This window comes from Mycobacterium sp. IDUB_19, assembly GCF_055419445.1.
Map to the genome: position 1 here is coordinate 19,602 of NZ_JBVAXR010000030.1, position 26,506 is coordinate 46,107.

22 protein-coding genes are annotated in these 26,506 nt (G+C 67.1%); 12 read left to right on the top strand and 10 right to left on the bottom strand.

Annotation, left to right across the window (positions count from 1 at the left end; all coding sequences use genetic code 11):
• Window positions 1-13 precede the first annotated feature (13 nt).
• Both pyrE and ttfA read right to left on the bottom strand, forming a co-directional pair.
• Entirely contained in the window at window positions 14-553 is a 540-nt protein-coding gene (gene pyrE, locus ACZY0B_RS20565; protein WP_463766058.1) for an orotate phosphoribosyltransferase, read from the bottom strand.
• Between the two features lie 45 nt (window positions 554-598).
• The gene (ttfA, locus tag ACZY0B_RS20570) at window positions 599-1,447 is read right to left on the bottom strand and encodes a trehalose monomycolate transport factor TtfA (protein WP_463766059.1); all 849 of its coding nucleotides are present in this window, start codon (window positions 1,445-1,447) and stop codon (window positions 599-601) included.
• A 92-nt stretch (window positions 1,448-1,539) separates the two neighbouring features.
• Here ttfA and ACZY0B_RS20575 point away from each other — a divergent pair, with 92 nt between their 5' ends.
• The gene (locus ACZY0B_RS20575; protein WP_463766060.1) at window positions 1,540-2,355 is read left to right on the top strand and encodes an enoyl-CoA hydratase/isomerase family protein; all 816 of its coding nucleotides are present in this window, start codon (window positions 1,540-1,542) and stop codon (window positions 2,353-2,355) included.
• A 33-nt stretch (window positions 2,356-2,388) separates the two neighbouring features.
• Here ACZY0B_RS20575 and clpB read toward each other — a convergent pair whose 3' ends face one another.
• Entirely contained in the window at window positions 2,389-4,935 is a 2,547-nt protein-coding gene (clpB, locus tag ACZY0B_RS20580; RefSeq protein WP_463766061.1) for an ATP-dependent chaperone ClpB, read from the bottom strand.
• A gap of 120 nt (window positions 4,936-5,055) precedes the next feature.
• Between clpB and ACZY0B_RS20585 the strand changes: the two genes are divergently transcribed.
• The 3 genes from ACZY0B_RS20585 to ACZY0B_RS20595 are packed head-to-tail and all read left to right on the top strand — an operon-like array spanning window position 5,056 to window position 8,123.
• Window positions 5,056-6,009, top strand: coding sequence for a DUF3060 domain-containing protein (locus ACZY0B_RS20585; RefSeq protein WP_463766062.1), 954 nt, complete (start codon window positions 5,056-5,058; stop codon window positions 6,007-6,009).
• 41 nt (window positions 6,010-6,050) lie between these two features.
• Window positions 6,051-7,223 carry an FAD-binding oxidoreductase gene (locus tag ACZY0B_RS20590; protein WP_463766063.1) on the top strand — a complete coding sequence of 391 codons (1,173 nt, stop codon included), beginning with the start codon at window positions 6,051-6,053 and terminating at the stop codon, window positions 7,221-7,223.
• Window positions 7,224-7,232: 9 nt separating this feature from the next.
• Entirely contained in the window at window positions 7,233-8,123 is an 891-nt protein-coding gene (locus ACZY0B_RS20595; protein WP_463766064.1) for an aldose 1-epimerase, read from the top strand.
• Here the strand turns inward: ACZY0B_RS20595 and ACZY0B_RS20600 are convergent.
• From ACZY0B_RS20600 to dnaK, 4 genes are read right to left on the bottom strand one after another with little or no spacing between them, the layout of a single operon-like run.
• A complete protein-coding gene (locus ACZY0B_RS20600) occupies window positions 8,120-8,506 on the bottom strand; it encodes a heat shock protein transcriptional repressor HspR (RefSeq protein WP_463766065.1) in 387 nt (128 codons plus the stop codon). The two genes, ACZY0B_RS20595 and ACZY0B_RS20600, sit on opposite strands and share 4 nt — an antisense overlap.
• Window positions 8,506-9,684 (bottom strand): molecular chaperone DnaJ, encoded by a 1,179-nt coding sequence (gene dnaJ, locus ACZY0B_RS20605; RefSeq protein ID WP_463766066.1) that lies wholly within the window; start codon window positions 9,682-9,684, stop codon window positions 8,506-8,508. The genes ACZY0B_RS20600 and dnaJ overlap by 1 nt, the downstream gene beginning before the upstream one ends.
• A gap of 53 nt (window positions 9,685-9,737) precedes the next feature.
• Entirely contained in the window at window positions 9,738-10,406 is a 669-nt protein-coding gene (grpE, locus tag ACZY0B_RS20610) for a nucleotide exchange factor GrpE (RefSeq protein ID WP_463766067.1), read from the bottom strand.
• The gene (dnaK, locus tag ACZY0B_RS20615; RefSeq protein ID WP_463766068.1) at window positions 10,403-12,259 is read right to left on the bottom strand and encodes a molecular chaperone DnaK; all 1,857 of its coding nucleotides are present in this window, start codon (window positions 12,257-12,259) and stop codon (window positions 10,403-10,405) included. Before dnaK ends, grpE begins: the two co-directional genes overlap by 4 nt.
• A 411-nt stretch (window positions 12,260-12,670) precedes the next feature.
• Here dnaK and ACZY0B_RS20620 point away from each other — a divergent pair, with 411 nt between their 5' ends.
• Window positions 12,671-13,843: a sulfotransferase family protein gene (locus ACZY0B_RS20620; RefSeq protein ID WP_463766069.1), complete on the top strand. Its 1,173-nt coding sequence runs from the start codon at window positions 12,671-12,673 to the stop codon at window positions 13,841-13,843.
• A 1-nt stretch (window position 13,844) separates the two neighbouring features.
• Here the strand turns inward: ACZY0B_RS20620 and ACZY0B_RS20625 are convergent, their stop codons facing one another.
• Window positions 13,845-14,738 carry a LysR family transcriptional regulator gene (locus tag ACZY0B_RS20625; protein ID WP_463766070.1) on the bottom strand — a complete coding sequence of 298 codons (894 nt, stop codon included), beginning with the start codon at window positions 14,736-14,738 and terminating at the stop codon, window positions 13,845-13,847.
• Between the two features lie 141 nt (window positions 14,739-14,879).
• On the opposite strand from ACZY0B_RS20625, the gene ACZY0B_RS20630 reads away from it, so the two are divergent.
• The 6 genes from ACZY0B_RS20630 to ACZY0B_RS20655 all read left to right on the top strand — a co-directional run bounded on the left by ACZY0B_RS20630 (window position 14,880) and on the right by ACZY0B_RS20655 (window position 21,099).
• Window positions 14,880-16,370, top strand: coding sequence for an aldehyde dehydrogenase family protein (locus ACZY0B_RS20630; RefSeq protein ID WP_463766071.1), 1,491 nt, complete (start codon window positions 14,880-14,882; stop codon window positions 16,368-16,370).
• 10 nt (window positions 16,371-16,380) lie between these two features.
• Entirely contained in the window at window positions 16,381-17,331 is a 951-nt protein-coding gene (locus ACZY0B_RS20635; RefSeq protein ID WP_463766072.1) for an amidohydrolase family protein, read from the top strand.
• A gap of 432 nt (window positions 17,332-17,763) precedes the next feature.
• Window positions 17,764-18,270 carry a hypothetical protein gene (locus ACZY0B_RS20640; RefSeq protein ID WP_463766073.1) on the top strand — a complete coding sequence of 169 codons (507 nt, stop codon included), beginning with the start codon at window positions 17,764-17,766 and terminating at the stop codon, window positions 18,268-18,270.
• A gap of 81 nt (window positions 18,271-18,351) precedes the next feature.
• Complete coding sequence (locus ACZY0B_RS20645) at window positions 18,352-18,783, top strand: hypothetical protein (RefSeq protein WP_463766093.1); 432 nt, start codon at window positions 18,352-18,354, stop codon at window positions 18,781-18,783.
• A gap of 97 nt (window positions 18,784-18,880) precedes the next feature.
• Window positions 18,881-19,375 (top strand): oligopeptide transporter substrate-binding protein, encoded by a 495-nt coding sequence (locus ACZY0B_RS20650; protein ID WP_463766074.1) that lies wholly within the window; start codon window positions 18,881-18,883, stop codon window positions 19,373-19,375.
• Between the two features lie 68 nt (window positions 19,376-19,443).
• Entirely contained in the window at window positions 19,444-21,099 is a 1,656-nt protein-coding gene (locus tag ACZY0B_RS20655; protein WP_463766075.1) for an Hsp70 family protein, read from the top strand.
• Here ACZY0B_RS20655 and iniC read toward each other — a convergent pair.
• Window positions 21,096-22,601, bottom strand: a complete 1,506-nt coding sequence (gene iniC / locus ACZY0B_RS20660) for an isoniazid-induced dynamin-like GTPase IniC (protein ID WP_463766076.1) — start codon at window positions 22,599-22,601, stop codon at window positions 21,096-21,098. The genes ACZY0B_RS20655 and iniC overlap by 4 nt on opposite strands.
• Window positions 22,598-24,439, bottom strand: a complete 1,842-nt coding sequence (locus ACZY0B_RS20665; protein WP_463766077.1) for a dynamin family protein — start codon at window positions 24,437-24,439, stop codon at window positions 22,598-22,600. Before ACZY0B_RS20665 ends, iniC begins: the two co-directional genes overlap by 4 nt.
• Before the next feature lie 281 nt (window positions 24,440-24,720).
• Here ACZY0B_RS20665 and ACZY0B_RS20670 point away from each other — a divergent pair.
• On the top strand, window positions 24,721-26,506 hold a 1,786-nt coding region (locus tag ACZY0B_RS20670; RefSeq protein ID WP_463766078.1), incomplete at its 3' end, for a hypothetical protein.

Below are 26,506 nucleotides of genomic sequence, written 5' to 3' on the forward strand. Positions count from 1 at the left end.
AGCGGTAACGGCCCTAGCCCAGCCCCAGATCGGCCAGGCCCAGCACACTGCGGTACAGCAGTCCCTCGGCCTGGATAGCCTCCGCGGCGCCGGTGGCGCGGTCCACCACGGTGGCCACGCCAACCACTTCGGCACCCGCGTCCTGGACGGCGTGCACCGCCGTCAGCGCCGAGCCGCCGGTGGTGCTGGTGTCCTCGACCACCAGCACCCGTTGGCCGGAAACCTCGGATCCCTCGATAAGACGTTGCAGGCCATGGGTTTTCGCGGACTTGCGGACTACAAAGGCGTCGATCGGGCGGCCGGGCGCATGCATGACGGCGGTCGCGACCGGATCGGCGCCCAGGGTCAGGCCGCCGACGACCGCGTAATCCCAGTCTGCGGTGAGTTCACGCATCAGCGTGCCGATCAGTGCCGAAGCGCGGTGGTGCAGGGTGGCACGGCGCAGGTCGACGTAGTAGTCGGCCTCCTTGCCCGAGGACAGCGTGACGCGGCCGTGTACCACCGACAGCCGCCGCACCAACTCGGCCAGTTCCGCACGGTCAGTTTCGGCCACGGCCTGGTGCACCCTTTATTCGTCTACCGTTGCAGCACAACAGGTTCAGTGATGGAAATTGCTGGCCTGCTGGCCGTTGCGCCCCGTCGACGACGGGGGGCGCCGGATGGCTTCGGTACGGCCTTCGTCGCGGTGGGCCGACTCCGGGGCACGACGGTTGGCGTCTCCCAGCAGCCCGGACACGTCCTGGGCCGAGCGCCGGGGCGGCAACTCCGCCCGGCCGGCCGGGGCCAACGGACGGCTCGGCGCCGCGTTGCGCGGTCCCGCCGGCTCGTCGCTGTCGGCGGGCATCGGCGGCAGCACCCGCAACAGGTCGTTGAACTGGCGCACCGTGCGCAGACCCTCGTCCCACTGGGTGCGCGTGCTGGAGACCGGCATGGCGACCAGCGTCCAGTTCTGCTCGTTCCACATGATCTCGGCGCTGTCCGGCGCGGTGTGCGCGAAGGTGACCATCCGACGGTCGCAGGCCCGACGGGCCGCGTCCAGGTTGGTCGAGTACACCATCCGCGGGCCGATCGCGCCCAGCAGCCAGATGTCGCTCTCGCGCGGCTCTTTAAGTCCTTTGAGTCGCAGGTCGACGACCACGTTGGTGCCCACCTTGCGGTGCAGCGCGATCACCGTGGCGACTTCCTCGAGATCGAAGATGTACACCGCCTCGCCGCGGATCTGCCCCAGCACGACGTTGTGGGCGGAAACATCGCCCACCGTCGACATCACGCCGCGCTTCCAACGCTTGAGAATGTCGGTCGATTCGCGCTCATAGTCGAATCCGTGCGAACGAGCCCAGGATTTACGCCGTCTGCTGCGCCCCCGGCGTCGATCGACGTCGACATACAGCAACACCACCGCGCCGACGAAGCACAGCGCGGAGAGCGTGAACCATAGGGGGACCATCCGAACTAGCGTATCTGCTATCGCACCCGAACCGAGAATGCGACCTGGTCACAACCCAATTAAGGTTTGCTGGGACCGCGTAGGGTGCCCCCATGGTCTACGAGGGCTACCAGCTGATTCGCGTCGCCGCGGCCAACGGTGTTTGCCGGGCGACGATCGACAACCCCCCGATCAACCTGCTCGATGTACCGCTGCTGAACGAGATCGACCGGCTGGCGCGCGAGGTCGCGGCCGACGACGAGGTACGCGTGCTGATCGTCGACTCGGCCGACCCGGAAATCTTCATTGCCCATGCCGACGTGGGGCTGATTCTGGACCTGCCCGCCGACGATGTCGCGCTGCACGACGAGCTGACGCCGTTTCACTCCACGATGGAGCTGTTCCGCACCCTGCCGAAGGCGACGATCGCCGTCATCGAGGGCGTCTGCCGCGGCGGCGGTTGCGAGTTCGCGATGGCGTTCGACATGCGGTTCGCCGCGCTCGACACCACGGTGCTGGGGCATCCGGAGTTGGCGGTGGGGATCATCCCCGGCGGCGGCGGCACGCAGCGGCTGCCCAGGCTGATCGGCCGGGCGCGAGCCCTGGAAGTCATCCTCGGCTGCATGGACGTCGACGCAGCGACGGCGGAAGCCTGGGGATATGTGAACCGCGCGCTGCCCGCCGACAAGCTACGGCGATTTGTCGACAAGCTCGCTACCCGCATCGCGTCGTCGCACGCGGCGGCGGTCGCGAACGCGAAGCGCGCGGTCGACGCCGCCGCCTCAGTCGATGTGGCGACCGGCCTGCGCATCGAGGATCAGCTCTTTCGCGAAACCCTCGCCCAGCCGGCCGCCCGCCAACTGCTCAGGGCAGTGATCGACGCCGGCGCCCAGACCCGAGATTTCGAGCTGGGCGACCGGCGCCGCTAGGACTAGCCCAGGCCGTCGCCCGGCGCCGCGGGACTAGGCCAGGATCAGGCCGTCGCCGGCCGGGTTGATGTTCACCGGAACGGTGTCGCCGTCGTGCACCTCGCCGGCCAGCAACAGCTTGGCCAACTGGTCACCGATGGCCTGCTGGACCAACCGCCGCAACGGCCGGGCGCCGTACACCGGATCGAATCCGTGCTGCGCGAGCCACTCCTTGGCCGGCAGCGACACCTCCAGCTGTAGCCGCCGCTGCGCCAGCCGCTTCTGCAGCTGGGCCAGCTGGATGTCGACGATCGAGACCAGCTCACCGGGCTCGAGGCCGTGAAAGACGATCACGTCGTCGAGCCGGTTGATGAACTCCGGCTTGAACGCTGCGCGCACCGCCGCCATCACCTGCTCCTCGTTGCCGCCCGACCCGAGGTTGGACGTCAGGATCAGGATCGTGTTGCGGAAGTCGACCGTGCGGCCCTGCCCGTCGGTGAGCCGGCCCTCGTCGAGCACCTGCAGCAGCACGTCGAACACGTCCGGGTGCGCCTTTTCGATCTCGTCGAACAGGATCACCGTGTACGGCCGGCGCCGCACCGCCTCCGTCAGCTGACCGCCCTGGTCGTAGCCGATGTAGCCGGGAGGCGCGCCGACGAGCCGGGCGACCGAGTGCTTCTCGCCGTACTCGCTCATGTCGATGCGGACCATCGCGCGTTCGTCGTCGAAGAGGAACTCCGCCAGCGCCTTGGCCAGCTCGGTCTTGCCGACACCGGTCGGCCCGAGGAACATGAACGAGCCGGTCGGCCGGTTGGGGTCGGCGACCCCGGCGCGGCTGCGGCGTACCGCGTCAGACACGGCGGTCACCGCTTTCCGTTGCCCGATGACGCGCCTGCCCAGCTCGTCTTCCATGCGCAGCAGCTTGGCGGTCTCGCCTTCGAGCATCCGCCCGGCGGGGATGCCCGTCCACGCGGACACCACGTCGGCGATGTCGTCGGGACCGACCTCTTCCTTGAGCATCACGTTGTCGCGGGCCTCGGCATGCGGCAATGCCGCGTCGAGCTTCTTCTCCACCTCGGGAATCCGCCCGTACCGCAGCTCGGCCGCCTTGGCCAGGTCGCCGTCGCGCTCGGCGCGCTCGGACTCCCCGCGCAGCGTGTCCAGCTGCTCCTTGAGCTCGCGGACGACGTCGATGGCGCTCTTCTCGTTCTGCCAGCGGGTGGTCAGCTCGGCCAGCTTCTCCTTCTGGTCGGCCAGCTCCGAGCGCAGCTTCTCCAGCCGCTCCTTGGATGCCTCGTCCTCTTCCTTGGCCAGCGCCATCTCTTCGATCTCGAGGCGTCGCACCAGCCGCTCGACCTCGTCGATCTCGACGGGCCGGGAGTCGATCTCCATCTTCAGCCGGCTGGCGGCCTCGTCGACCAGGTCGATGGCCTTGTCCGGCAGGAAGCGCGCGGTGATGTAGCGGTCGGAGAGCGTGGCGGCGGCCACCAGCGCGGAGTCGGTGATGCGCACACCGTGGTGCACCTCGTAGCGGTCCTTCAGGCCACGCAGGATGCCGACGGTGTCCTCCACCGACGGTTCGCCGACCAGCACCTGCTGGAAGCGGCGCTCCAGCGCGGCGTCCTTCTCGATGTACTTGCGGTACTCATCGAGCGTGGTGGCGCCGACCAGCCGCAGCTCGCCGCGGGCCAGCATCGGCTTGATCATGTTGCCGGCGTCCATCGCGCCCTCGCCGGTCGCGCCGGCGCCGACGATGGTGTGCAGCTCGTCGATGAACGTGATGATCTGCCCGGCGGAGTTCTTGATGTCGTCGAGCACGGCCTTGAGCCGCTCCTCGAACTCACCGCGGTACTTCGCACCGGCCACCATCGATCCCATGTCCAGGCTGACGACGGTCTTGTCGCGCAGGCTCTCCGGCACGTCGCCGGCCACGATGCGCTGGGCCAGGCCCTCGACGATCGCGGTCTTACCGACGCCGGGCTCGCCGATCAACACCGGATTGTTCTTGGTGCGACGGGAGAGCACTTGCACGACGCGGCGAATCTCGTTGTCCCGCCCGATAACCGGGTCGAGTTTGCCTTCGCGGGCCCGCTCGGTCAGGTCGGTGGAGTACTTCTCCAGCGCCTGATAGGTGGCCTCGGGGTCGGCACTGGTGACCCGGGCGCTGCCACGGACCTTGACGAACGCCTCGCGCAACGCCTGCGGGGACGCGCCGTGTCCGGTGAGCAATTTGGCGACGTCGGAGTCGCCGGTGGCCAGGCCCACCATCAGGTGTTCGGTGGAGACGTATTCGTCGTCCATCTCGGTGGCCAGCTGCTGGGCGGCGGTGATGGCGGCCAGCGATTCGCGGGACAGCTGCGGCTGCGAGCTGGAGCCGCTGGCCTGGGGCAACCGGTCAAGCAGGTGCTCCGCCTCCGTGCGGATGGTCGCGGGCTCGACGCCGACAGCCTCCAGCAGCGGCGCGGCGATCCCGTCGTTCTGCGTGAGCAGCGCCAACAGTAGATGAGCAGGCCTGATCTCGGGGTTACCGGCAGCGCTGGCCGCCTGTAACGCTGACGTCAGAGCCGCTTGCGTCTTGGTAGTCGGGTTAAAAGAGTCCACGACACCTCCGTTCGGGTATGTCTAAAAAATGCTTGTCTGGTTGTTCAACGTCGTCAAGGTTGAGTCTGTTCCGCTCAATTTTAGATTTTTTACGCCCGATCCAACAGAGGTCTTAAGTCCATGAAACAGGCGGCAAACGACCTGGCGCCGTCGCCCCGCCCGGTTCCTGCGGCTTTCTGGCTGGCCGAGCTGCTGCCGTTTCGCTGGTGGTACGTCTGGACGCTGTTCATGGTCGCGGTCGCACCGATCGCGCTGTGGATCCACCTGCCCATGGCCTTCGCCGTGGCGGCGGTGCTCACTTTGGCCGGGATCTATGCCGCGCAACTGTGGGCCGCGCGCATCCGGATCGGCTTACTCAAATGGGGCCGCGTCGCCAGGGTCACGAGTACCGAAATACTGCTGCGTGCAACGTATTACAGCGGAAACACCTGGTACAACGTCCACCTTCCGATGGCGCACGGTTGGACCGTCACACGGCAGCGCTGGAGCGGGCCCAAGACCACGACCAAGGTGTCCTACACGCTCGACGGGCACCCGGGCGAGCGCGTGGTGCGCGGGCGGGAATACGTCGACGGCGTGATCCTGGCCGACGAGCGCAATCCGGCGCGGGCCCGCTGCGTCACCGCTTTTGCCTACGACCTGGACCGCGACGAGACCGGCAACTGGGTCGGCACGCTACGGCCGAGACTGCGGGTGGGGATGGCCTGCTGGTCGATCATCGTGATCGGCTGGCTGGCCCTGGCCGGTTTGGCGGCCACCGGATTCCGCACCAATCTCGCGGGCGACAGCCCGTGGGCGCATGTCCCCGACGCCGGCACGTTGCAGGTCAGCGGTACCGGCACGACGAAAACCGTCCTCTGCCACGGCGGCTACCTCTCGGTGAGCGGGGCGAATAACACGATCACCATCACGGGCCACTGCACCAGCGTCAGCGTCGCCGGCCAGGGGAATCGAGTCACGATCGACAGCACGGATGCGATCAGCACCTCGGGCAAGGGCAACGTCGTCATCTACCACTGGGGCTCGCCGAATGTCGCCAACGCCGGAACGTCGAACACCGTCGGGCAGGGCTGACAAGGACGCTGTCCGCCTGGGCGAGCTTAGAATCGGGCCCCGTGGGCTTAGAGGACTCCGATGCGTTGCGGGTGCTGCGTGACGCCCTCGCTCCGGACGACTCGGGCGCCGGCGGCGAACTGGTCCACCGCTTCTACACCCACTGGTTCGCCCTCGACGTCTCGGTGCGTGACCTGTTTCCGCCCGAAATGGATGCTCAGCGAGCCGCTTTCGGCCATGCACTGCACTGGGTTTACGGCGAACTGGTGGAGCAGCGCGCTGCCGAGCCGGTGGCCTTTCTTGCTCAGCTCGGTCGGGATCACCGCGAATACGGTGTGCTGCCAACGCATTACGAGTCGTTGCGGCACGCGTTGCAGACGACGCTGCGCGCACACCTGGGCGATGCCTGGACCGACGCGGTCGCCCAGGCAGCTAACCAGTCGCTGAATCTGATCACCGGGGTGATGAGCGGCGCCGCCGACGCCGAGGAGGGACCCGCCTGGTGGGACGGCACCGTCGTCGAGCACCAGCGGGTATCCCGCGACCTCGCGGTCGTTCGGCTGCGACTGGACAGCCCGATGCACTACCACCCCGGTCAGTACGTCAACGCGCAAATACCGCAATGCCCGCGACGCTGGCGATTTCTCAGCCCCGCCATTCCGGCCGACCCGGACGGCGGGATCGAGTTTCACGTCCGCCAGGTTCCCGGCGGTCTGGTCAGCTCCGCGATCGTCAACGAAAGCCGACCCGGCGACCGGTGGCGGTTATCCAGCCCGCACGGGGGCCTGCAGGTCGACCGCGGCGGCGGCGACATCCTGATGGTGGCCGGCAGCACCGGCCTGGCACCGCTGCGGGCCCTGATCATGGACATGTCCCGCTACGCGGAGAACCCACGAGTGCACCTGTTCTTCGGCGCGCGCTACCGCTGCGAGCTCTACGACCTGCCGACGCTGTGGCAGGTCGCCGCGCACAATCCGTGGCTGTCGGTCTCCCCGGTGTCGGAGTACAACAGCGACCCGGCCTGGGCCACCGATTACCCGGACGTCACGCCGCCGCGTGGCCTGCACGTACACCAGATCGGTCAGCTCCCGGAGGTGGTGACGAAATACGGTGGTTGGGGCGACCGGCAGATCCTGGTCTGCGGCGGGCCGGCCATGGTCCGCGCCACCAAGGCCGCGCTGATCGCCAAAGGCGCCTCGCCGGACCGCATTCAGCACGACCCCCTGTCACGCTAGGCTGACCGCGTGCACGTGGTGACCCTGCGCGATCCGTCGTCGTCGTTGGCCGCGCAGTTCGTTCCGGACGGGGGCATGATCGGCACCTCGCTGACCGACTCGAAAGTCGAATTACTTGGTCAGCGGCGCGGACTTGACGCCTACCTCGAAGCCGGCAAGACGATGGGCATCCCGATCCTGTATCCCTGGGCAAATCGGCTGGGCAGCAACACTTATACGGCCGAGGGCGTGACGGTCGAGCTGACGCCGGGTGAAGACGGGGTGCGCGCCGACCCCAACGGGCTGCCCATCCACGGCACCCTGGCCGCCTATCCGGGCTGGCGGGTGGTGGCCGAGTCGGCCAACGAGCTGACCGCCGAAGTGGACTTCGGCGCCGAGGAGTGGCTGCTGGCCAGCTTCCCGTATCCCCATCTGCTGACGGTGTCCGTGCGGCTTGCTGAACGGACACTGACGGTGCGCACTACCGTCACCGCGACCGGCGACACCGCGGTCCCGCTGTGTTTCGGGTTCCATCCGTATCTGAGCGTGCCGGACACGGCGCGGGGCGAGTGGATCATCGAGACACCACGGCTACGGCATTTGCGCCTCGACGACCGCGGCCTGCCCACCGGCGAAGTTTCGGAGCAGGCCGCGAAGAAGGAACCCCTGGGCGACAACACCTTTGACGATGCCTACGACCAGGTAGCCGATGGCGCGGTGTTCGCGGTGTCCGGCGGCGGACGCCGCCTGGAAGTGCACTTCGAGCAGGGGTATCCGGCGGCCCAGATCTTTGCGCCACCCGGCGAGGATGTGGTGTGCTTCGAGCCGATGACGGCTCCGACAAATGCGCTAAGCCGCGGCGGCTACCGCAGCGCACGCCCGGGTGAGCCGGCGGTCGCGGTGTTCTCGATTCGCGCCTAGCGACCCTTACGCGGCTGCCACACCACCAGCGCCGTGCTCTTCGGTACCACCGCGACATCGCGGCGCTGGTTGGCGCGCAACACTGCTATCTCGTCGGCCATTTCCTTCAGCCGCGATTGCAGCGCCTCGACCTGGTTGGTCAGCTCAATGATCCGCTTGATGCCGGCGAGGTTGACTCCCTCGTCCTGCGACAGTCGCTGCACCTCGCGCAGCAAATCCACGTCGTGCTGTGAATAACGCCGCCCGCCACCGGAAGTGCGGCGCGGGATGACCAGCCCGAGGCGATCGTAGGTGCGCAAGGTCTGCGCGTGCATGCCGGCCAGTTCGGCCGCCACCGAGATCAAAAACGTCCGAGCTTCTTCTCGCTTGGGGTTTTTCGCCATCAGCGATTACCCGCCCATCCTGCCCGGGGGTTGAAACCACTGGACTGCTCGGCCTCCGCATACGCCTCCAGCGCCTCCTGCGCGGCGCCCTCCAAGTTCGGCGGCACAGCGACTTTCACGGTGACCAGCAAGTCTCCGCTGCCACCGCTGCGCTTGGGCACGCCGCGTCCACGCACCCGCAGGATGCGGCCGTCGGCGGTACCTTTGGGCACCCGCACGCCGACCTTTCCGTCCAGCGTGGGCACTGAAAGCGTTGAGCCCAAAGCTAATTCGCTGAAGCTGACCGGAACCGTCACGGTAAGGTCGTCGCCTTCGCGGGCGAATACCTTGTCCGGCCGCACATGCACCGTCACGTAGAGGTCGCCCGACGGCGCGCCTCGCAACCCGGCCTCGCCCTGCCCGGGCAGCCGGATCCGCTGTCCGTCTTCAACCCCGGGAGGGATCCGCACATTGATGGTGCGGGTGCGGGTGGTGACGCCGGTGCCTTTGCACTCGTCGCAGGGGTGCTCGATGATCGAGCCGCTGCCCCGGCAGTCGGTGCAGGGCTCTGAGAACCCGAACGCGCCCTGGTTGCTGCTGACCACGCCCGCGCCATTACAGGTGGCACACACCTTCGGGCTGGTGCCCGGACGTGCGCCGCTGCCATGGCAATTGGTGCATGGCGCAGGGCTGGTCAACCGCAGCGGCATCGCGACGCCTTGGGCGGCCTCGACGAAATCCAGCTCGGTCTCGGTTTCCAGATCGTTGCCGCGCCGGGGCCGGCTGGGACGAGCGCCCGCGCCGCGTCCGAACAAGCCGCCGAAGAGGTCACCGATGTTGGTGCCCCCGCTGCGGCCCGCGGCGTCGAACAAATCGTTGAGATTGAACTCGGCGCCGTCGCCGCCTACGTTGAAGCCGCCGAAGCCGCCGGTGTCGAACCTTCGACCACCGGGGCCACCGCCGGCGAAGAGCCGACGGGTTTCGTCGTACTCCTTGCGCTTAGCGGCATCCGACAACACGTTGTGTGCTTCCGACACCGCTTTGAACCGTTCACCGGCCGCCGGGTTGTCGGGATTCGCATCCGGGTGCAAATCACGCGCCAACTTTCGATAGGCGCGCTTTATCTCTTCGGGGCTGGCGTCGGGGGAGACGCCAAGCTCCTTATAGAAGTCTTTTTCGACCCATTCACGCTGGGCCATGTCGCGTCACCCCCTCTCACCTTTCGCTATTTCCGTTGTCCTGATTCTGTGCCTTATTCACCGGAGGTGTCGGCGTTATCATCCGTGTCGACCGGTTCGGTTTGGGCCGTGCTTGCGCCCTGGTCCGTGGGGACGGCATCTGCGCTGTCGCCCGCGACCGTGTCGACGACGCCAACCAGGGCGTGGCGCAGAACCTGATCGCCCAGTTTGTAGCCCTGCCGCATTACGGTGCCGATCACCGGCCGGGAGCCGTCACCCTCGTGCTGCACCGCTTCGTGCAGGACGGGGTCGAAGTCTTCGCCCTCCGCGCCGAACGACGTCAGACCGAGCCCGGTCAAGGCGTTCATCAGCGTGTCGGCAACCGACTTCAGCGGGCCGGCTTCCAGATCGCCGTGTTTGCGCGCGCGATCGAGATCGTCCAGCACGCCCAGCAATTGGCTGACGACACCGGCTTTGGCCCGGTCCGCCGCCGCCTGCTGGTCGCGCAGCGCCCGCTTGCGGTAATTGGCGAAATCGGCCTGCACCCGTTGCAGATCACCCAGCAATTCGGCGGCCTTGCCGGCCTCCTCGGGAGTTTCACCTGCGAACGCCGACGCACTCCCTCCCGGCTCGGAGCCGGGAGGGGTGTGCCGTACTTCGCCGGTCTCGGGATCAATCCGCCGCTTGTCGGTGACCGTCACCGGTTCCTGAGTGCCGTCGGTCTTTTGGTTTCCGTCGGTCACTTGGACTCCCGGTCGTCGTCGTCAACCACCTCCGCGTCCACGACATCGTCAGCCGAGCCGGCCTGCGGGCCGCCAGCGGCGTCACCGCCGGCCGCTTGAGTCGCCTCGTAGATCGCCTGACCCAGCGCCTGGGACTCCTCGCCCAGCTTTTCCATCGCCGACTTGATCGCGGCGATATCGGTGCCACCCAGCGCGGACTTGGCTTCCGCCACCGCGGCATCGACCTTGTTCAAGGTGTCTTCGGGAACCTTGGAACCGCCCTCGGCTTCGCGCTGTTCCTTGACGAACTTCTCCGTCTGGTAGACCAGCGTCTCGGCCTGGTTACGGACGTCGGCTTCTTCGCGACGCGTGCGATCTTCATCGGCGTGCGCTTCGGCGTCCTTGATCATCCGGTCGATCTCCTCCTTGGAAAGGCCGGAGCCCTCCTGGATTTTGATCGTGTTCTCCTTGCCGGTGCCCTTGTCCTTGGCCGTGACGTGCACGATGCCGTTGGCGTCGATGTCGAAGGTGACCTCGACCTGGGGCACGCCGCGCGGGGCCGGCGGCAGGCCGGTCAGCTCGAAGGAGCCGAGCAGCTTGTTGTGCGAAGCGATTTCGCGCTCACCCTGGTAGACCTGGATCTGTACCGACGGCTGGTTGTCGTCGGCCGTGGTGAAGGTCTCCGACCGCTTGGTCGGGATTGTGGTGTTGCGCTCGATGAGCTTCGTCATCACGCCGCCCTTGGTCTCGATACCGAGACTCAGTGGTGTGACATCAAGCAGCAGAACGTCTTTCACCTCGCCCTTGAGGACGCCGGCCTGAAGAGCCGCCCCCACCGCTACAACTTCATCGGGGTTGACGCCCTTGTTGGGCTCCTGGCCACCGGTCATCTCCTTGACCAGCTCGGTCACGGCGGGCATGCGGGTGGAACCACCCACCAGCACGACGTGGTCGATGTCGGAGACCGGAATACCGGCGTCCTTGATCACCGACTGGAACGGAGCACGGGTGCGGTCCAGCAGATCCTGAGTGATCTTCTGGAATTCGGCGCGGGTCAGCTGCTCGTCGAGGAACAGCGGGTTCTTGTCCGCGTCGACGGTGATGTAGGGCAGGTTGATCGAGGTGCTCTGGCTGGAGCTGAGCTCGATCTTGGCCTTCTCGGCGGCCTCACGCAGCCGCTGCATCGCCATCTTGTCCTTGGTCAGGTCAATCCCGCTGGTGCCCTTGAACTTTTCCACCAGCCAGTCGACCACGCGCTGGTCCCAGTCGTCGCCGCCCAGGTGGTTGTCACCACTGGTGGCGCGGACCTCGACCACGCCCTCGCCGATCTCGAGCAGCGAGACGTCGAAGGTGCCGCCACCGAGGTCGAAGACCAGGATGGTCTGTTCCTTCTCGCCCTTGTCCAGCCCATAGGCCAGCGCCGCCGCGGTCGGCTCGTTGACGATGCGCAGCACGTTGAGGCCGGCGATCTGGCCGGCTTCCTTGGTCGCCTGACGCTGAGCGTCGTTGAAGTAGGCGGGCACCGTGATCACCGCGTCGGTGATGTCCTCACCGAGGTAGCTTTCCGCGTCGCGCTTCAGCTTCTGCAGAACGCGGGCGCTGATCTCCTGCGCGGTGTACTTCTTGTCGTCGATCTCGACGGACCAGTCGGTGCCCATGTGCCGCTTCACCGAGCGGATGGTGCGATCGACGTTGGTCACCGCCTGGTTCTTGGCGGGCTGCCCGACGAGCACTTCGCCGTTGCGAGCGAACGCGACGACGGACGGAGTCGTGCGCGAGCCCTCGGAGTTCGCGACAACGACGGGGTCGCCACCCTCAAGAACTGCGACGACAGAGTTGGTGGTCCCGAGGTCGATACCGACCGCACGAGCCATAGTGATTCCTCCTGAATATGTAGAGCGTCTTTTGGTGCCACTATGCTGAGTGAACCCCGCTCAAGCCTGCCCCTGGGGGAATCGGCTTGTCAACCCATTATTGAGTCTGGGTCACTCAACTTGTCGATCAGTCTAACGATTGGTGTCGGGAGCTTGTTCCCGGGGGCCTTAGAATTTTTCCTGACGGCTTTGGTTGGCCCGTCTAACAGGCGAGACGGCGCGAATCTCCAACTCGCCGTGTCGTGAAAATGACGTTCTTGTTAATTAGGCATGCGTAGGACAACTAAGCAGTACCGTCAGCACTGTCTTGTACATCTGTCCCAGTCCTCCACGAGAAGGGCGAAGCGTCATGACTGCTCCGCGGGTCGTCGTTGCGCGCCGCGCAACCCCACAGTGTTGGTCCCACCTGCGATGAAGGCGGGTCGCTCGGCATCGCGATTCGCGTGGTGGAGTGAGTGGGCCGCGCCGTTGTGGATCGGTTGCAACTTCACCGCCTGGACCCGCTTGCTGATCCGCAACCGCTTCGCCGTGCACTGGAGCCGCTGGCATTACGCGGTGCTCTACACAGCTCTCAGCGTCGTCAACTCTTTCCTGGGGATCTGGCAGAGGATCGTGTTCGGCAAGCGAGTCGCCAACACCGCGATCGGCGATGCACCGATCTTCATCGTCGGGCACTGGCGTACCGGCACGACCATGCTGCACGAGATGTTGGTCCTCGACGATCGCCACACCGGTCCGACGACCTACGAATGCATTGCGCCGCACCACTTTCTGCTGACCCAGCGGTTTGCCCGATTCGCGGAAATCCTGACGTCGAAGCATCGCGCGATGGACAACATGGATTTGAGCATGGCGCATCCACAGGAAGACGAATTCGCATGGTGCATGTTGGGTCTGCCCTCCCCCTACCTGACCATCGCGTTCCCGAACCGCCCGACCCAGGACGAGCAGTATCTGGACATGGACAAGCTGACCGCGCGAGAACTGGACACGTGGAAAAAGACCCTCTTCCGTTTTGTTCAGCAGGTGTACTTCCGTCGCCGCAAGGCCGTGATCCTGAAAAGTCCGACGCATAGTTTCCGGATCAAGGTGTTGCTGGACATATTTCCGCAGGCGAAGTTCATCCACATCGTCCGCGATCCGTACGTCGTATATCCCTCGACCGTCAACCTTTTCAAGGCGTTCTCCCTTGTCCACGGCCTGCAGCGGCCGACGTTCCAGGGATTGAACGAAAACGTGCTGTCCACCTACGTCGATCTGTATCGAAAGCTGGACGAAGGCCGCGAACTCGTTGACCCATCAAGGTTTTACGAATTGCGCTACGAGGATCTGATCGCCGATCCCGAGGGACACCTGCGCGAAATGTACGAACACCTGGACCTGGGCGACTTCGAGCGGTACGCGCCGCGGCTTCGGCGGTACCTTGCCGACAAGGCGGCCTACCGGACGAACACGTACGAAATCACGACCGAACAGCGCGCGATCGTCACGGAGCGCTGGGCCGAGGTCATCGATCGTTACGGCTACGGGGCGGTGGCCGAGGGTGCGACATTCGAATGCGAGAAGGCAGCCGTCGCAGGGTAATTCAGCGGGCCGCGATCTCGTCGATCAACGCGAGCACAGCGCGGGTGGCCGCGCTGGTCGACCGGGCCGCGGACGTGGTGACGAACAAACGCCATTCCAGGTCGTAGTCGCTCACGCGGAGCGTGGCCAGGCCGAAATCGTCGATCTCGTCGAGGATGGTCCAGCTCAGGAAGCCGATCCCCAGACCGTTCCGGATGTAGGTCGCCGCCGTGCCGAGGTCGGCGACCTCCACGGCGACAGTCCGTTCGACGCCGGCGGCGGTGAATGCGTTGTCGATCACGGTTCTGGTGCCGTATCCCGGTGGGCTGTCGACGAACGACATTCCCGCCAGCTCGGCCAATGACACCGAATCACGTTGGGCGAGTGGATGATCAGCGGGGACAACCAGGAGCAGCGGGACGGCGGCAACGAGCCGGGCGTTCAGGTCGGCCGGCGGCGGCCCGGTAAAGACCAGAAAGGCGACGTCGAGGTCACCGTCGCGAAGCTGGCGGGCCAGTCCTGCCGATCCGGCGCTGGCGGCGCGCAAGTGCACCGTCACCCCGGGATGACGGGTATGCAGTTCGGCCAGCACCGCGGGCATGTCGATCACGCTGATGGACGTCAGAATTCCCACCGCGACGGTGCCGCGAACGGAACCTCGGGTGGCGTTGACAGCGTCCTTGGCCGCGCGGGCGGCGTCCAGGGTTTCGCGGGCGCGGGGTCGCAGCTCCTCTCCCGCCGGCGTCAGCTCCACTCCCGCCGAACCCCGAACGAATAGCTCCGCGCCGAGTTCGCGTTCCAGGGCCTTGATCGTCGCCGACACACCCGATTGGACGACATGCAATTTCTTCGCGGCCTCGGTGAAGCTCCGGTTGTCCGAAACGGCCAGAAAGTACTCGAGATGCCGAAGCTCCATCCAGCCATTATCACTGACTGTGCTGAGAGCCATCAGAACATGTCGTTGGCCCTGATGCAGCGGGCAAACGTAGCGTCGACTTCGTCGAGCGTGCCTTACCGCCCGTCGGCCATCCCATCCCCAACCTTGCTGGACGTGCCAATGACTCTGCAAGCTCCCGACCTCACCAGAACCCGAACGCGTTGGTCGTCGCCCTCCACCGACGACCAATTCGTCGTCGAGAACCCCGCCACCGGCCGAACCATCACCGTGGTCCAGGGAGCCGGGCCCAACGAGGTAGACCAGGCGGTACGCAAAGCCCATGCCGCACACCTGCGTTGGAAGCAGCGGCCGGCCCGGGAGCGCGGTGCCTACCTGCGTGAGATCGCCAAAATCATCCGCGCGCACGCGGACGAACTCGCGATCCTCGAGTCACGGGAAATGGGCAAGCCGATCGTCCAGGCACGCCAGTTCGACCTCGAAGCGGCGATCTCCATCTTCGAATACTTCGGCAGCATCGTGGAGTCCATCCCGAACAAGTCACGCGATCACGACACGGTCCTCGACGTCACCACGCTCGAGCCGTACGGGGTGATCGCCGCCATCGTGCCGTTCAACTGGCCACCCATCCACACCGCCGGAAAGATCGCTCCAGCACTCGCTGTCGGCAACGCCGTCGTGCTGAAGCCACCGGAGCAGACGCCCTCGGTGGTGCTGCGCATGGTGGAACTGATCCAGTCGGTGCTTCCTGACCGCGTGGTGCACGCCGTGCCCGGCAGGGGCGAGGTGGGTGCCGCCCTCGCCGGACACCGGCTGGTGGGCAAGGTCTCTTTCACCGGATCGCCGAGAACGGGTTCGGCAGTGATGCGAAATGCCGCCTGCAACCTCACCCCGACGCTGATGGAGCTGGGCGGAAAGAACCCGTTGATCGTGTTCGACGACGCCAACGAGCACGAGGCGCTGCTGGCCGCCATCGACGGCGGCTTCTTCAACCAAGGTGAAGCGTGCACCGCGTCCTCGCGGATCCTGGTGCAGGACACGATCTATAACCAGTTCGCCGCGAAGCTGTGCAAGGCGGTGACCCGGCTGCGGGTGGGCGACGGCGCCGACCCTACGACCGACGTCGGTCCATTGGTCACCCGCGCGCAGCAAAAACAGGTGCTGGACTACCTCAGGCTCGGCGTTTCCGAGGGCGCGCGCATCGCCGCCCAGGCGCCGCTGCCCGAGGATCCTCGTCTGGCCGACGGCTTCTACGTATCACCGACCGTGCTGACCGACGTGACTCCGCGAATGCGGATCGCGCGAGAAGAGATCTTCGGTCCGGTGGTCACCCTGATCCCGTTCGCCGACGAAGCTGAGGCGGTGCGGATCGCCAACAGCACGCCGTTCGGATTGGTTGCGGCGGTGTTCACCCAGGACGGCGATCGCGCGCTGCGGGTGAGCCGGCAGATCCGGGCGGGCGCTGTGTTCGTCAACAACTACGTCCGGATCGCGATCGGCACCGGATTCGGCGGGGTCGGCCACAGCGGATTCGGGCGCGAACATGCCGAGGAGACGCTGACCGAATACGGGTACACCAAAACGATCCGGTGGGCAGCCAAGCGCGACGAGCTGCCCTACTGGACCGCAGCCAGCCGGGTGCTGGAGACCTAAGGACAACCACGTGCGAACCATCGCACTCGAAGAGCATTACGCCACAGCGGGATTCCTGCGCGGGCCGGGCAGCTGGCTCGCGTCGCGGGCGGGCATGATCGACCCCATTTCCGACCTCGGCGACGGCCGCATTGCGGCGATGGACGAGGCGGGGGTCGATCTGGCGGTGCTGTCGCTGGCCGCGCCCGGCGTCGAGCAGTTGGACGGCCCGAAAGCCGTGGAGATGGCCCGCGAATGCAACGACGAACTCGCGACGGCGGTCGGTCGGTATCCCGATCGGCTGGCGGGCTTCGCGACCGTGCCGATCAGTGCGCCCGACGCGGCTGCCGACGAGCTGGAGCGGGCGATGCGCACGCTCGGCTTCCTTGGCGCGGTGATCAACGGGCACAGTCAAGGCCGCTACCTGGACGACCCCTTCTTCGAGCCGGTTCTCGATCGCGCGGCGGCGCTGAATGCTCCGATCTACCTGCACCCGACGATCCCGCCGGCGGCCGTCATCGAGTCCAGCTACGCGGGGTTCTCCCCCGAGGTCACGTTCGCGCTGGCGACAGTGGGGTGGGGCTGGCATATCAACACCGCCACACACGTGCTGCGGCTGATCCTCGGCGGCGTGTTCGACCGCTACCCACAGTTGCAGGTCGTCATCGGGCACATGGGCGAGGCGACGTCGTTCATGCTGCCGCGATTCGACGCCACGCTGAAGCCGGAGCTGACCGGGCTCAAACACCCCGTCAGCACCTACCTGCGGCAGCACCTGCACTACACCTTCGCCAACTTCAACGACGAAGCAACGTACGCGAACCTGGTCGCACAGGTCGGCATCGACCGGCTGGCGTTTTCCGCCGACTACCCGTTCGGGTCGATGAAGGCCGCCCGTACCTTCCTGGACAACCTCCCCCTGACCGACGACGAGCGGGCAGGCATCAGCCACCGCAACGCCGAGAAGCTACTGGGGCTGTGACCTCCTGACGCATGTTGGCCAATGCCCTGCTCTCACCGAATCCGATTGTGTCGCTCCGGCATTGGAAGCCGAGTCGGTATTCCAGGTAACCGGCAGGACAACGAATCTGGCGCCCACTCTTGAGCCCCTGGCGCAATTGCAGCCGACCACGCTGGCATTGATGCATGGCGCATCCTTTAGCGGCGACGGTGCCGCGCAATTGCGGGAGCTGTCCCACGGTCTCGCCGCGCCGCTGCCCGCGGCCCAGCGATAACACTTTGTCATCGGCGACATTTCAAATGCGCGTCGCCACAACAACTTGCCCCAGCTGGTGCGTAATCTACGTCTGATATCTCCGAGCTTCGGGAGTGACGCGTGCGGTTATCGCAGAGGACGCGGTGGAGTCTTGCCGGTGGATCCCTGCTGCTATCGCCCGTTTTGGTGGTTAGCCCGATGCTGATCAACGGCTGTTCCTCCGTCATCGAGGGCAGACCGGTCGCCGCGCCAGGCGCCGGACCGACCGAACCGGCGTTCCCGACACAAAGGCCGAGCGCCGCGCCGTCGAACCCGACTGGGATCCCACCGACGACGCCGGCCAACCCCACCGCGCCGGCCGGCGCCATTCCGCTGCCGCCCGACCAGAACGGCTACGTGTTCATCGAGACCAAGTCCGGCGTGACCCGCTGCCAGATCAACAAGGACAGCGTCGGGTGCGAGGCACCGTTCACCAACTCACCCCTGCAGGACGGTGAGCACGCCAACGGCGTCAACATCACCTCCGGCGGCTCTGTCCAGTGGATATTGGGCAACCTGGGCGCCATTCCCACCGTCACGATCGACTACAAGACCTACGACGCGCAGGGCTGGACGATCGACGCGTCGGAAGCCGGCACCAGGTTCACCAACGGCCACACCGGCCACGGCATGTACGTCAGCGTCGAGAAGGTCAACACGTTCTAAGCGCGGGTCAGTACGATCAGTCCCGTGGCAGGCCCACCGGACGACTTCGACAACCAGCCCACCCGGCACAGGGACGTCAACATGGGCGATCGCCCGCACGCCGGTGAACCGCCGCCGCCCGCTCCCGACGAGTTCGAGGCCGAAGAATCGCTGGACCCTCTCGACGACGCGGAAACCGAGGCCGCCGCCTGGTACCGCCGGCCCGTGGTGCTCATCGGCTGGGGCTTGATGGTTCTGATCCTGATCGCGCTGATCGTCTACGGCATCATCGAGCTGATCGGAGACCAGGGCACCGGCAGCACCCCGAGTACCACCACGACGCCGTCGCATACCACCCCAGTGACGACCACGACCAGCACGACGCCACCGGCGACCACCACGACCACCACCACCACGGAGCCGCCCACCAGCAGTGCCGTCCAGCCGCCCGCACACGAACCCACTCAGCAGCAGCCCACACATCGGCATCGCTGGCCGTCGTGGCTGCCCACGACCATCCCCGCGTTGCCCTAACGAGTTGATTGCAATTAGGTCAACGTTTGACGGCCGATCAGAAGCTGCGGGTGTGGGAGCCGCGTCCTCCCAACCTGCGCCAGTAGTGTCGGCAACCATGGCAAGGCACGCGCCGGCGGACTATGGCGTCGATGAGCCGACCGTCTATATCCATTACGGCGACGACGTGTACAGCCCCGTGCAGACCGAACCCGACGACCCGATCCCGGGTTGGCGCAAACCAATTGCGTTGACCGGGTGGGGCATCCTCATCGCGGTTCTGATCGCGCTGATCGTCTGGGGCATCATCCAGCTCGCGCACGGCGCCCCGCCGAAGGAACCGTTCACCCGCACCACCCCCGTGCCCACCACCACGATGTCGAGCCGGCCGTCGAGCAGCGCGAGCGTGGCGCCCCCGCAATCGAGCGGGCAGGTGACCACATCCACCGACGTTCCGACCGCGTCCACCGAGGACACGCTCACGTCGGCCCCGACGACGACGCCGACCACCCCGTCGGGCGACGCGTACCCGTTGCCGCAACTGCCGTCGGTGATCACGCTGCCGCAGCTGCCCGGGCTCCCCACCGAGATCACGTTGCCGCCCGGCCTGTGAAAAGGGCTTCCACTTAGACTCGCGGGAACCCACAGCCACATGTACGACAAAACACAGGGGTACGCCAGATGAGCGAGTCGCTCGGGTTGTCGATCGGGGTGGCCAACCTGGTCGCGGCCCGCGCCGACCGCGATGCGGTGACTCGCAGATCCGTGCTGACGTTGTTTGACCAGCGGGCCTCCGAAGTCGGTCTGCCGGAGGAAAATCCGGACCCGGCCGACTCCGGTCTGGTGATGCGGGGATTCGTCGAACGAGTCGGGGACCGGACTCCGTTGGTGGCGGCCGACGGAACGAAGTACCTCGGGGACGCGCTGACGGTCGAAGCGCTCGAGGCGATGGCACGCGCTGTCGACTACGGAACGCCGGTCACCATCGCGGTCCCCGCGTATTGGTCGCCGGAGCAGTGCGACGCGTTGCGCGAGGAATTCTTCGCCCAGCCCGGACTGGCGCCCAACGGCGTACCGCCGGCTCTGGTCTCCGATGCCACCGCCGCGCTCACCGCGCTGCGCGCCGAACCGGACTTCCCGACCGAAGGCATCGTCGCGTTGTGCGACTTCGGCGCCAGTGGCACCACCGTGACACTGACCGACGCGGGGTCGGACTTCGCACAGATCGGCCCGTCGGTTCGCTACCGCGAGTTCTCCGGCGACGCGATCGACCAGCTCATCCTCGACCGGGTGCGCGACAGCGCTCCGAGCGACAGCTCCGGCGGCCTGGCCAGCACGACCCGGATGGGGTCGCTGGCCCGTCTGCTCGACCGATGCCGGACCGCGAAGGAAAGTTTGTCGACGGCGACGGTCACCACGGTCCCGACGGTTACCGGCGAGGATGTCGAGCTGTCCCGCAACGAATTCGAGGAGCTGATCTCCGGGCCGCTGGACGAATTCGTCGCAAGCGTCGAAGACATCTTGCGGCGCAACGAGATTCCGAAGGCGAACCTGGCCGCGGTGGCCACCGTCGGCGGCGGTGCCGTCATCCCGCTGCTCGGCGCCCGCCTTGCCGAACGCCTCGAGGCGCCGGTCCGCACCCCCGCGCAACCCGGTTTGAGCGCCGCGATCGGCGCGGCCGCCTTCGGCCAGCAGCACCCCCCGGCCCGCGCGGTGGCGGCGAGTCCTCCCGTCGAGAACCCGACGCAGTTGGCCAGCGTCGCGCCGGCGGACATGACGCAGGTCTTGCCGGGCGCCCGGATCGAAGAAGAAGGCCCCCTGGCCTGGTCGGAGGACGAAGACGAGGACGATCCGGTCCCCTACACGGGCCCCGAGCACAGCGGCCAATACGTCCGGGACGCAATGGGATTCGACGACGCGGACGACGATGCCTACGCTGCCGCGGCCGCGCCCTGGTACAAGCGCACCGCCGTGGTCTTGAGCTTGGCCGGTGCCGGCGTCGCAGTGCTGGTGGCCGCGGTACTGGCGCTGACCCTGGGCAACGTCGAGACCGGCCCGGTCCAGCGCCCGCCGACCCAGCCAACGGCCCCACCGCCCGAGCAGACCGTGACCGTCACCGAGTCGAACCCCAGCCCCACCGCGACGACGACGCCACCACCGCCGCCCCCGTCGACGACCACCACCGAGGCGCCCGTGACGACGACCACGACCGAGGCGCCCACCACGACCTATCAGCCGCCGACCACCACGACGACGGTTCCGCCGACCACGACTACGTTCACGCCGCCTCTGCCGACCGAACGAGAGAGACCGCACTGGCCGTGGCGGCGCTACTAGCGCGGTTGGATGTCGTAGCCGTGCGCGGCGAAATCGGCCACCATCGCTTCGGCGCTGCGCACCGCCGCGCGGCACGCCCTGGTGGTGAACGGGTCGTTGAGCGGATGCTCGGCCCGGCGGCGCCAGCGTTGTGCCGCGGCGAATGCGGCGCGCGGTCCCTCCTGGGGGTCGGCGTTTTCGGGCTTCAGCCCCAGCCTGCTGGCCGGCCGAGTGCCCGATCCACCGATGATACGGCGCAGTGACGCCGTCTCTTCCTCATTCAATGCCGTAGGGCGAGAGGCTAATTGGCTGAGCAGCCGAAGCTCTTCGAAGGCATGGGTGTCGGCTAGCAGCGGGTCGATATCGGCGATGACGTACGGAGTCGCGACGATCGGGAACACCTCCACAAACCGTCGCAATGACACCAGCGCGGTGTGCGCCTTGAGCATGTCGGAGCGCTGCGCGAACTGCTGATCGATGACCTCACGCAACGCCACCAGTCCACTGCGCTCCAGCAATTCGTCGGCCAGCCCTGCAGCGTCGGCGACTCCGGCGGCCAGCACGGCGAGCGAAATCCGCAGGCCGAACATGCCGAACCGCTCCAGCAGCTGGGCGCGGGTCGCCGCGTCGACGGGCAGCGGGCTATCGGCCCGGACGAAACGGTCCACGCTCAGCATCGCCTTGCCGAGTTCGGCCTTATCGGCTCCGGCGAGCTTCTGCAGTGCGATGAACTCACTTTGGCGCAGCGTGCGCGCGGTCAGCGCGAGCAGCCCCGACACCGGCACCACGGCCTGACAGATGCCGGTCTCATTCATCTCCCTGGTGAATCGCTGCGCGACGTCGGCCGCCGAGAGCATCGCGTCGATCCGGCCCGCGCCGATCTCGTCGGCCCGTGACGCCACCCCGATGATGCCCAGCGCACCCGCGGACCCACCGACGAGTTGCCCAATCTGCCTGAGCAGGGCGATATCTGCGGCGTTGAGGGTGCGCAACAGGAACACCACGGCGTCCACCCGCGGCACCCCGTCAGGCGGAACGAGCAGCCGCAGCGTGCGCTCGGAGGCCTCACGCGTCAGCGACGACGTTCCCGGGGTGTCGATGATGGTGGTATCGACCAGCTCTTCGGCGGGCCATTCGACGCCCAGGTCGGCCACGTCGGCAGGGTTGAGCGCCCGGAAGTCGAACGTCAGCCCGCCGCTGTGGCTGATCGGCACGTTGGAATGCCTTCCGCCCCAATGGTTTGCGGTGACCTTCGGGGTTGGGCCGTGCCGGAACCACGTCACGATGCGGGTGGCCTCGGTGGCGTCGGTCGGCGCGATGTCCTGCCCGACCAACGCGTTGAGCAGGGTGGACTTCCCGGCTTTCAGCGTGCCGGCCAGGGCGATGCGGATCGGTTCGTTCAGCCGCGCGCCGATACGGTCCAGTTCGTAGAAAACCTCGGGCCGGTTCCGGAACGCCGGCTCACCACGGTAGGCCTGGATGGTCCCGCCCAGAATCGCACGCACTCGATCGCTAGTGCTCACACCTGTCCTACGGTCACCTGTGGCCTCAGTTTGTCCACATTCTCGGTGACCTGGTTCAGGATATTCAACTGCCGCTCGAGTTCGCGGACTTTGTTGTCACGCTCGGCTTCTTCGACGTGTGCCGCGGCGATGGTGGACTGCAGCGATTCGTTGAGCGAACGGCTGATCTCGTTGGCGATGTCGCGGTAGTGGTCGCGCAGCGTGCGGTGGATGATCTTGAGCCGGTCGCGAGATTCCTTGCCGACCACGAACGAGATGTCGTCGACAAAGCGCCGCACATTCGTCTTGGCCTCGGCGCGCGCCCGCAGCAGCCGGTTCTCCTTGTCCTCCTTGTAGGCCATGCGGCCGAGGATCAGCCCGGCGCCCACGGACAGCGGGTTGAACAGGCCCAGCCCCGCTACCGAGGACAACATGCCGATCATCACCACGCCGCCGTACGAACCACGCAGCCCGGTCACCACTTTCTGGCCCTTGCCGGCCGGCTTGGACTCCAGCTCGGACAGCGACTTGAGCCGACCGAAATCCTCGCCCATCGCGCGTTGGCTCAGTTCCGGGGTCAGCACCGAATCCAGTCCCGCCGCGGCGAATGAACGGGCCACGTCGTCGGCAAGCTCCTCGGCGCGTTGGTAGGCCCACACGAAGTTGTCCCCGACGGCGGTGGCGACCGCTTCCTCGACGTCGGCGCCGATCTCGGCCCAATGCTGAGTCGGGTCACACGAATCGATCTGGCGTTCGATGTCCTCGGTGAGCGAGCGGAACCGGGCCCGCATGTCGTGGTCGACATCGGTGCTCAGGTCGGTGAATCCGTCGTTGAGCACTTGCTGCCACAGGGCGGTCTGTTCGAGTGCGTCCAGCGCATCGCGCTTGCGCCGCTCCATGTCCTCGGCAAGTCGGTCACGAAGCCCCGGATCGTTGACGACCGCTAGCTCCGAGCCCGCAGACATCGTCAATTGCTCTGCAGCAGAACGTATATCGCGTAGGACCTGGTCGCGCACCCGGTCGGTCTCGCGGGAGAGCACCTTCTCGCTGAGGAATTTGACGATCGCCGGAAAGTTGGACTCCTCGTTGAGTTCGGCGTCGTTCTGCGTGACGGCGTGGCTGCGCAGCAGCGACGAGACCGGCAGGATCGGCATCGGTACCCCGGCGCGCTGCAGGTGCGCGGTGTTGGCGCCGACGATGTCGCGCCAATGCGGGTAGAGATCAGTCTTGGTGGCTGCCAGCACCCCGACGGGGCAAATCCGGTGTGCCTGCCGGATGAACCACATCTCGGGTTCGGTGAGTTCCTGGCTGGTGTCGCTGACCATGATCAGCGCGTCCGCGGTCGGCAGCAGTCCAAGCGTCGCCGACAAGTGCGGCTGCCCGTGGCCACCCACGCCGGGGGTGTCGATGAACGCCAGCCCGCCTTGCAGCAGTGGGCTGGGCGCGCCGATTTCGACGCGCAGCACCTCGCGGCCGCCGGCTTGCGGCGCTCGGCGCAGGTCGGTGTTGATGTCGTCGATCGGGATGTCGACAGGCGCGGGTTCGCCGTTGGGTCCTGCGGCCACGATCAACCGCGCCGACGGCGGGTCGCCGTGGCGGACAACGGTGATGACCACGGTGGCCTCGTCGTCGCCGACCCGCGCCACCGGCAGGTTGAGCAGCGAGTTGAGCAGCTGACTCTTGCCCTGCTTGAGCTGCCCGGCGATCACTACCCGGATCTGCGGGTCGGTGATGCGGTCGCGGGCGCGGGCTAGTCGGTCTGCGAGGTCATTGCGTTCGTTGAGTTCGGCGATGGCAACGGTGTGGTCGATCAGCTCGACGATCACGCCGACCCGTCGAGGGTCACTGGGTTGAGTCACCGCGCTTCCCCACTTTCTCGCATCTGCGATTACCGTATTCGCGCGAAACGGCGGGGATCAAAAGGTCCCCGCCGTTTCGGTGTGTCGGCCCGTTACCCGTGCGGGCCGACAACGTGTGCGGACGCGGGATGGGGCGCCGGCGCGGGCTCGTGCACTGGGGCCGGCGCGTGCGGTGTGCCTTCGAACACCGACGGGCTGTGCGGTGCCGGAGCAGGCGCGTGCTCGACTGGAGCAGGCGAATGCTGAACCGGGGCAGGCGAGTGCTGAACCGGAGCCGGCGAATGCTGAACCGGAGCCGGCGCGTGCTGAACCGGGGCCTGTTGCGCCGGTTCGTGGATCACCGGTCCGCCCGCCGCGCCGTGGCCGGCAGCGCCACCGGAGCCCCCACCCTGGATGACCGGGCCCTGGTTCGACGGCGGCGTCACGTGACCGCCAGCCGCGCCTCCGGCACCGCCGCCGCCCTGAACAACCGGGCCCTGTCCAGCCGCGCCGGTCGAGCCGGTCGGGCCGTGCTGAGCCGCGATGCCGCCGTTGCCGGCGACACCGCCGCCGCCTCCGAGCGTCGCGCCTTCCTGGCCGAGGATGCCGCCGTGAGCTCCACCGCCGGCACCTGCATTGACGCCGCCGCCTGCTGTTCCACCGGCCGGGAAGTCACCGCCGACGCCGAAACCACCACCGGCTTGGCCACCGGCTGCGGCGTGGCCGCCCAAACCTGCGCCGCCCGCAACGGCCGGGGTTGCAGCTTGCGGTGTCGCGTGGCCGCCGCCCAGGCCGGTGCCCTCGCCACTCAACATGCTGGTGCTGCGTGCGCCGCCGATGCCAAGGCCGGCGCCACCGGCTGCGGCGACACCGCCTTGACCACCGACGCCGACACCGCCGAGTGGACCCGCCACGTGAGGAGTGGCGGCACCGTTCAGCGCGGCGCCTTCGCTAGCGATCAACCCCGCCTGACCGCTGGCACCGGCACCCAGCGCTGCACTGCCCCCCGCGCCGGCGATCGCGCCGACATTGCCGGCACCGGCAAGCTGGCTGCTGGCGCCGAAACTGGCCTGGCTCGCCAGAGCGGCCTGACCACCAAAGGCACCCGCGGCCTGGCCCCCCAAACCAGCCTGACCACCAGCACCAAACCCACCGCCGAGGTTGCTGCCGCCGGCCAATCCACCGCCCGCACCGAACGCGCCCCCAGCCTGACCACCAGCTCCGAATCCCGCCTGGCTCGCCAGAGCGGCTTGGCCGCCCAGACCCGCCTGACCCCCGAGCCCTGCCTGACCGCCGGCACCAAGGCCACCACCGATCTGGCTACCAACGCCGACCTGGCTACCAACGCCAACTCCGCCGCCCAAGCCACCACCGGCTTGGCCACCAAAGCCACCTGCCGCCTGACCGCCCAAGCCAGCTTGGCCGCCGGCGCGGAAACCGCCGCCGATCTGGCTACCAACGCCGGCGTCGGCACCGAAGCCACCACCGGCTTCACCCCTCAAACCAACACCGGCGTGGCCACCCAGGCCCACCCCTCCGCCAACGCCGGCGTCGCCGTTGAATCCAGCACCTGCGCCGACTCCAGCCCGACCACCGAGTCCAGCCTCGCCACCAAGACCCGCGCCGCCACCGAACCCAGCGCCGCCTTCAACACCACCACCAGCCCGCAGCCCAACACCCTCACCGAAACCAGCGCGGCCACCGAGACCAGCCTCGCCACCAAGAGCCGCGCCGCCACCGAACCCAGCGCCGCCTTCAACACCACCACCAGCCCGCAGCCCAACACCCTCATTGAAACCAGCGCGGCCACCAAAGCCGCTCTCACCACCGAGACCGATACCGGCGCGACCGCCCAGGCCAACTTCACTGGCCAGACCGAAGCCGGTGTGTCCACCGAAACCACCACCAAAGCCGGTGCCGTGGCCGAATTCACCTGCCCCAGGCCGGTCGTCCCACCCGTGTCCCTCACCAGGCCGTCCGTCGCCCCACCCGTGTCCCTCACCAGGCCGTCCGTCGTCCCACCCGTGTCCCTCACCAGGCCGTCCGTCGTCCCACCCGTGTCCCTCACCAGGCCGTCCGTCGTCCCAC

Bases quoted from the DNA above. Each gene is read 5' to 3' on its own strand.
- ttfA (WP_463766059.1), bottom strand. From the start codon at position 1,447: ATGGTCCCCCTATGGTTCACGCTCTCCGCGCTGTGCTTCGTCGGCGCG.
- ACZY0B_RS20575 (WP_463766060.1), top strand. From the start codon at position 1,540: ATGGTCTACGAGGGCTACCAGCTGATTCGCGTCGCCGCGGCCAACGGT.
- ACZY0B_RS20585 (WP_463766062.1), top strand. From the start codon at position 5,056: ATGAAACAGGCGGCAAACGACCTGGCGCCGTCGCCCCGCCCGGTTCCT.
- ACZY0B_RS20600 (WP_463766065.1), bottom strand. From the start codon at position 8,506: ATGGCGAAAAACCCCAAGCGAGAAGAAGCTCGGACGTTTTTGATCTCG.
- dnaJ (WP_463766066.1), bottom strand. From the start codon at position 9,684: ATGGCCCAGCGTGAATGGGTCGAAAAAGACTTCTATAAGGAGCTTGGC.
- dnaK (WP_463766068.1), bottom strand. From the start codon at position 12,259: ATGGCTCGTGCGGTCGGTATCGACCTCGGGACCACCAACTCTGTCGTC.
- ACZY0B_RS20620 (WP_463766069.1), top strand. From the start codon at position 12,671: ATGAAGGCGGGTCGCTCGGCATCGCGATTCGCGTGGTGGAGTGAGTGG.
- ACZY0B_RS20625 (WP_463766070.1), bottom strand. From the start codon at position 14,738: ATGGAGCTTCGGCATCTCGAGTACTTTCTGGCCGTTTCGGACAACCGG.
- ACZY0B_RS20630 (WP_463766071.1), top strand. From the start codon at position 14,880: ATGACTCTGCAAGCTCCCGACCTCACCAGAACCCGAACGCGTTGGTCG.
- ACZY0B_RS20640 (WP_463766073.1), top strand. From the start codon at position 17,764: ATGCTGATCAACGGCTGTTCCTCCGTCATCGAGGGCAGACCGGTCGCC.
- ACZY0B_RS20645 (WP_463766093.1), top strand. From the start codon at position 18,352: ATGGGCGATCGCCCGCACGCCGGTGAACCGCCGCCGCCCGCTCCCGAC.
- ACZY0B_RS20650 (WP_463766074.1), top strand. From the start codon at position 18,881: ATGGCAAGGCACGCGCCGGCGGACTATGGCGTCGATGAGCCGACCGTC.
- ACZY0B_RS20655 (WP_463766075.1), top strand. From the start codon at position 19,444: ATGAGCGAGTCGCTCGGGTTGTCGATCGGGGTGGCCAACCTGGTCGCG.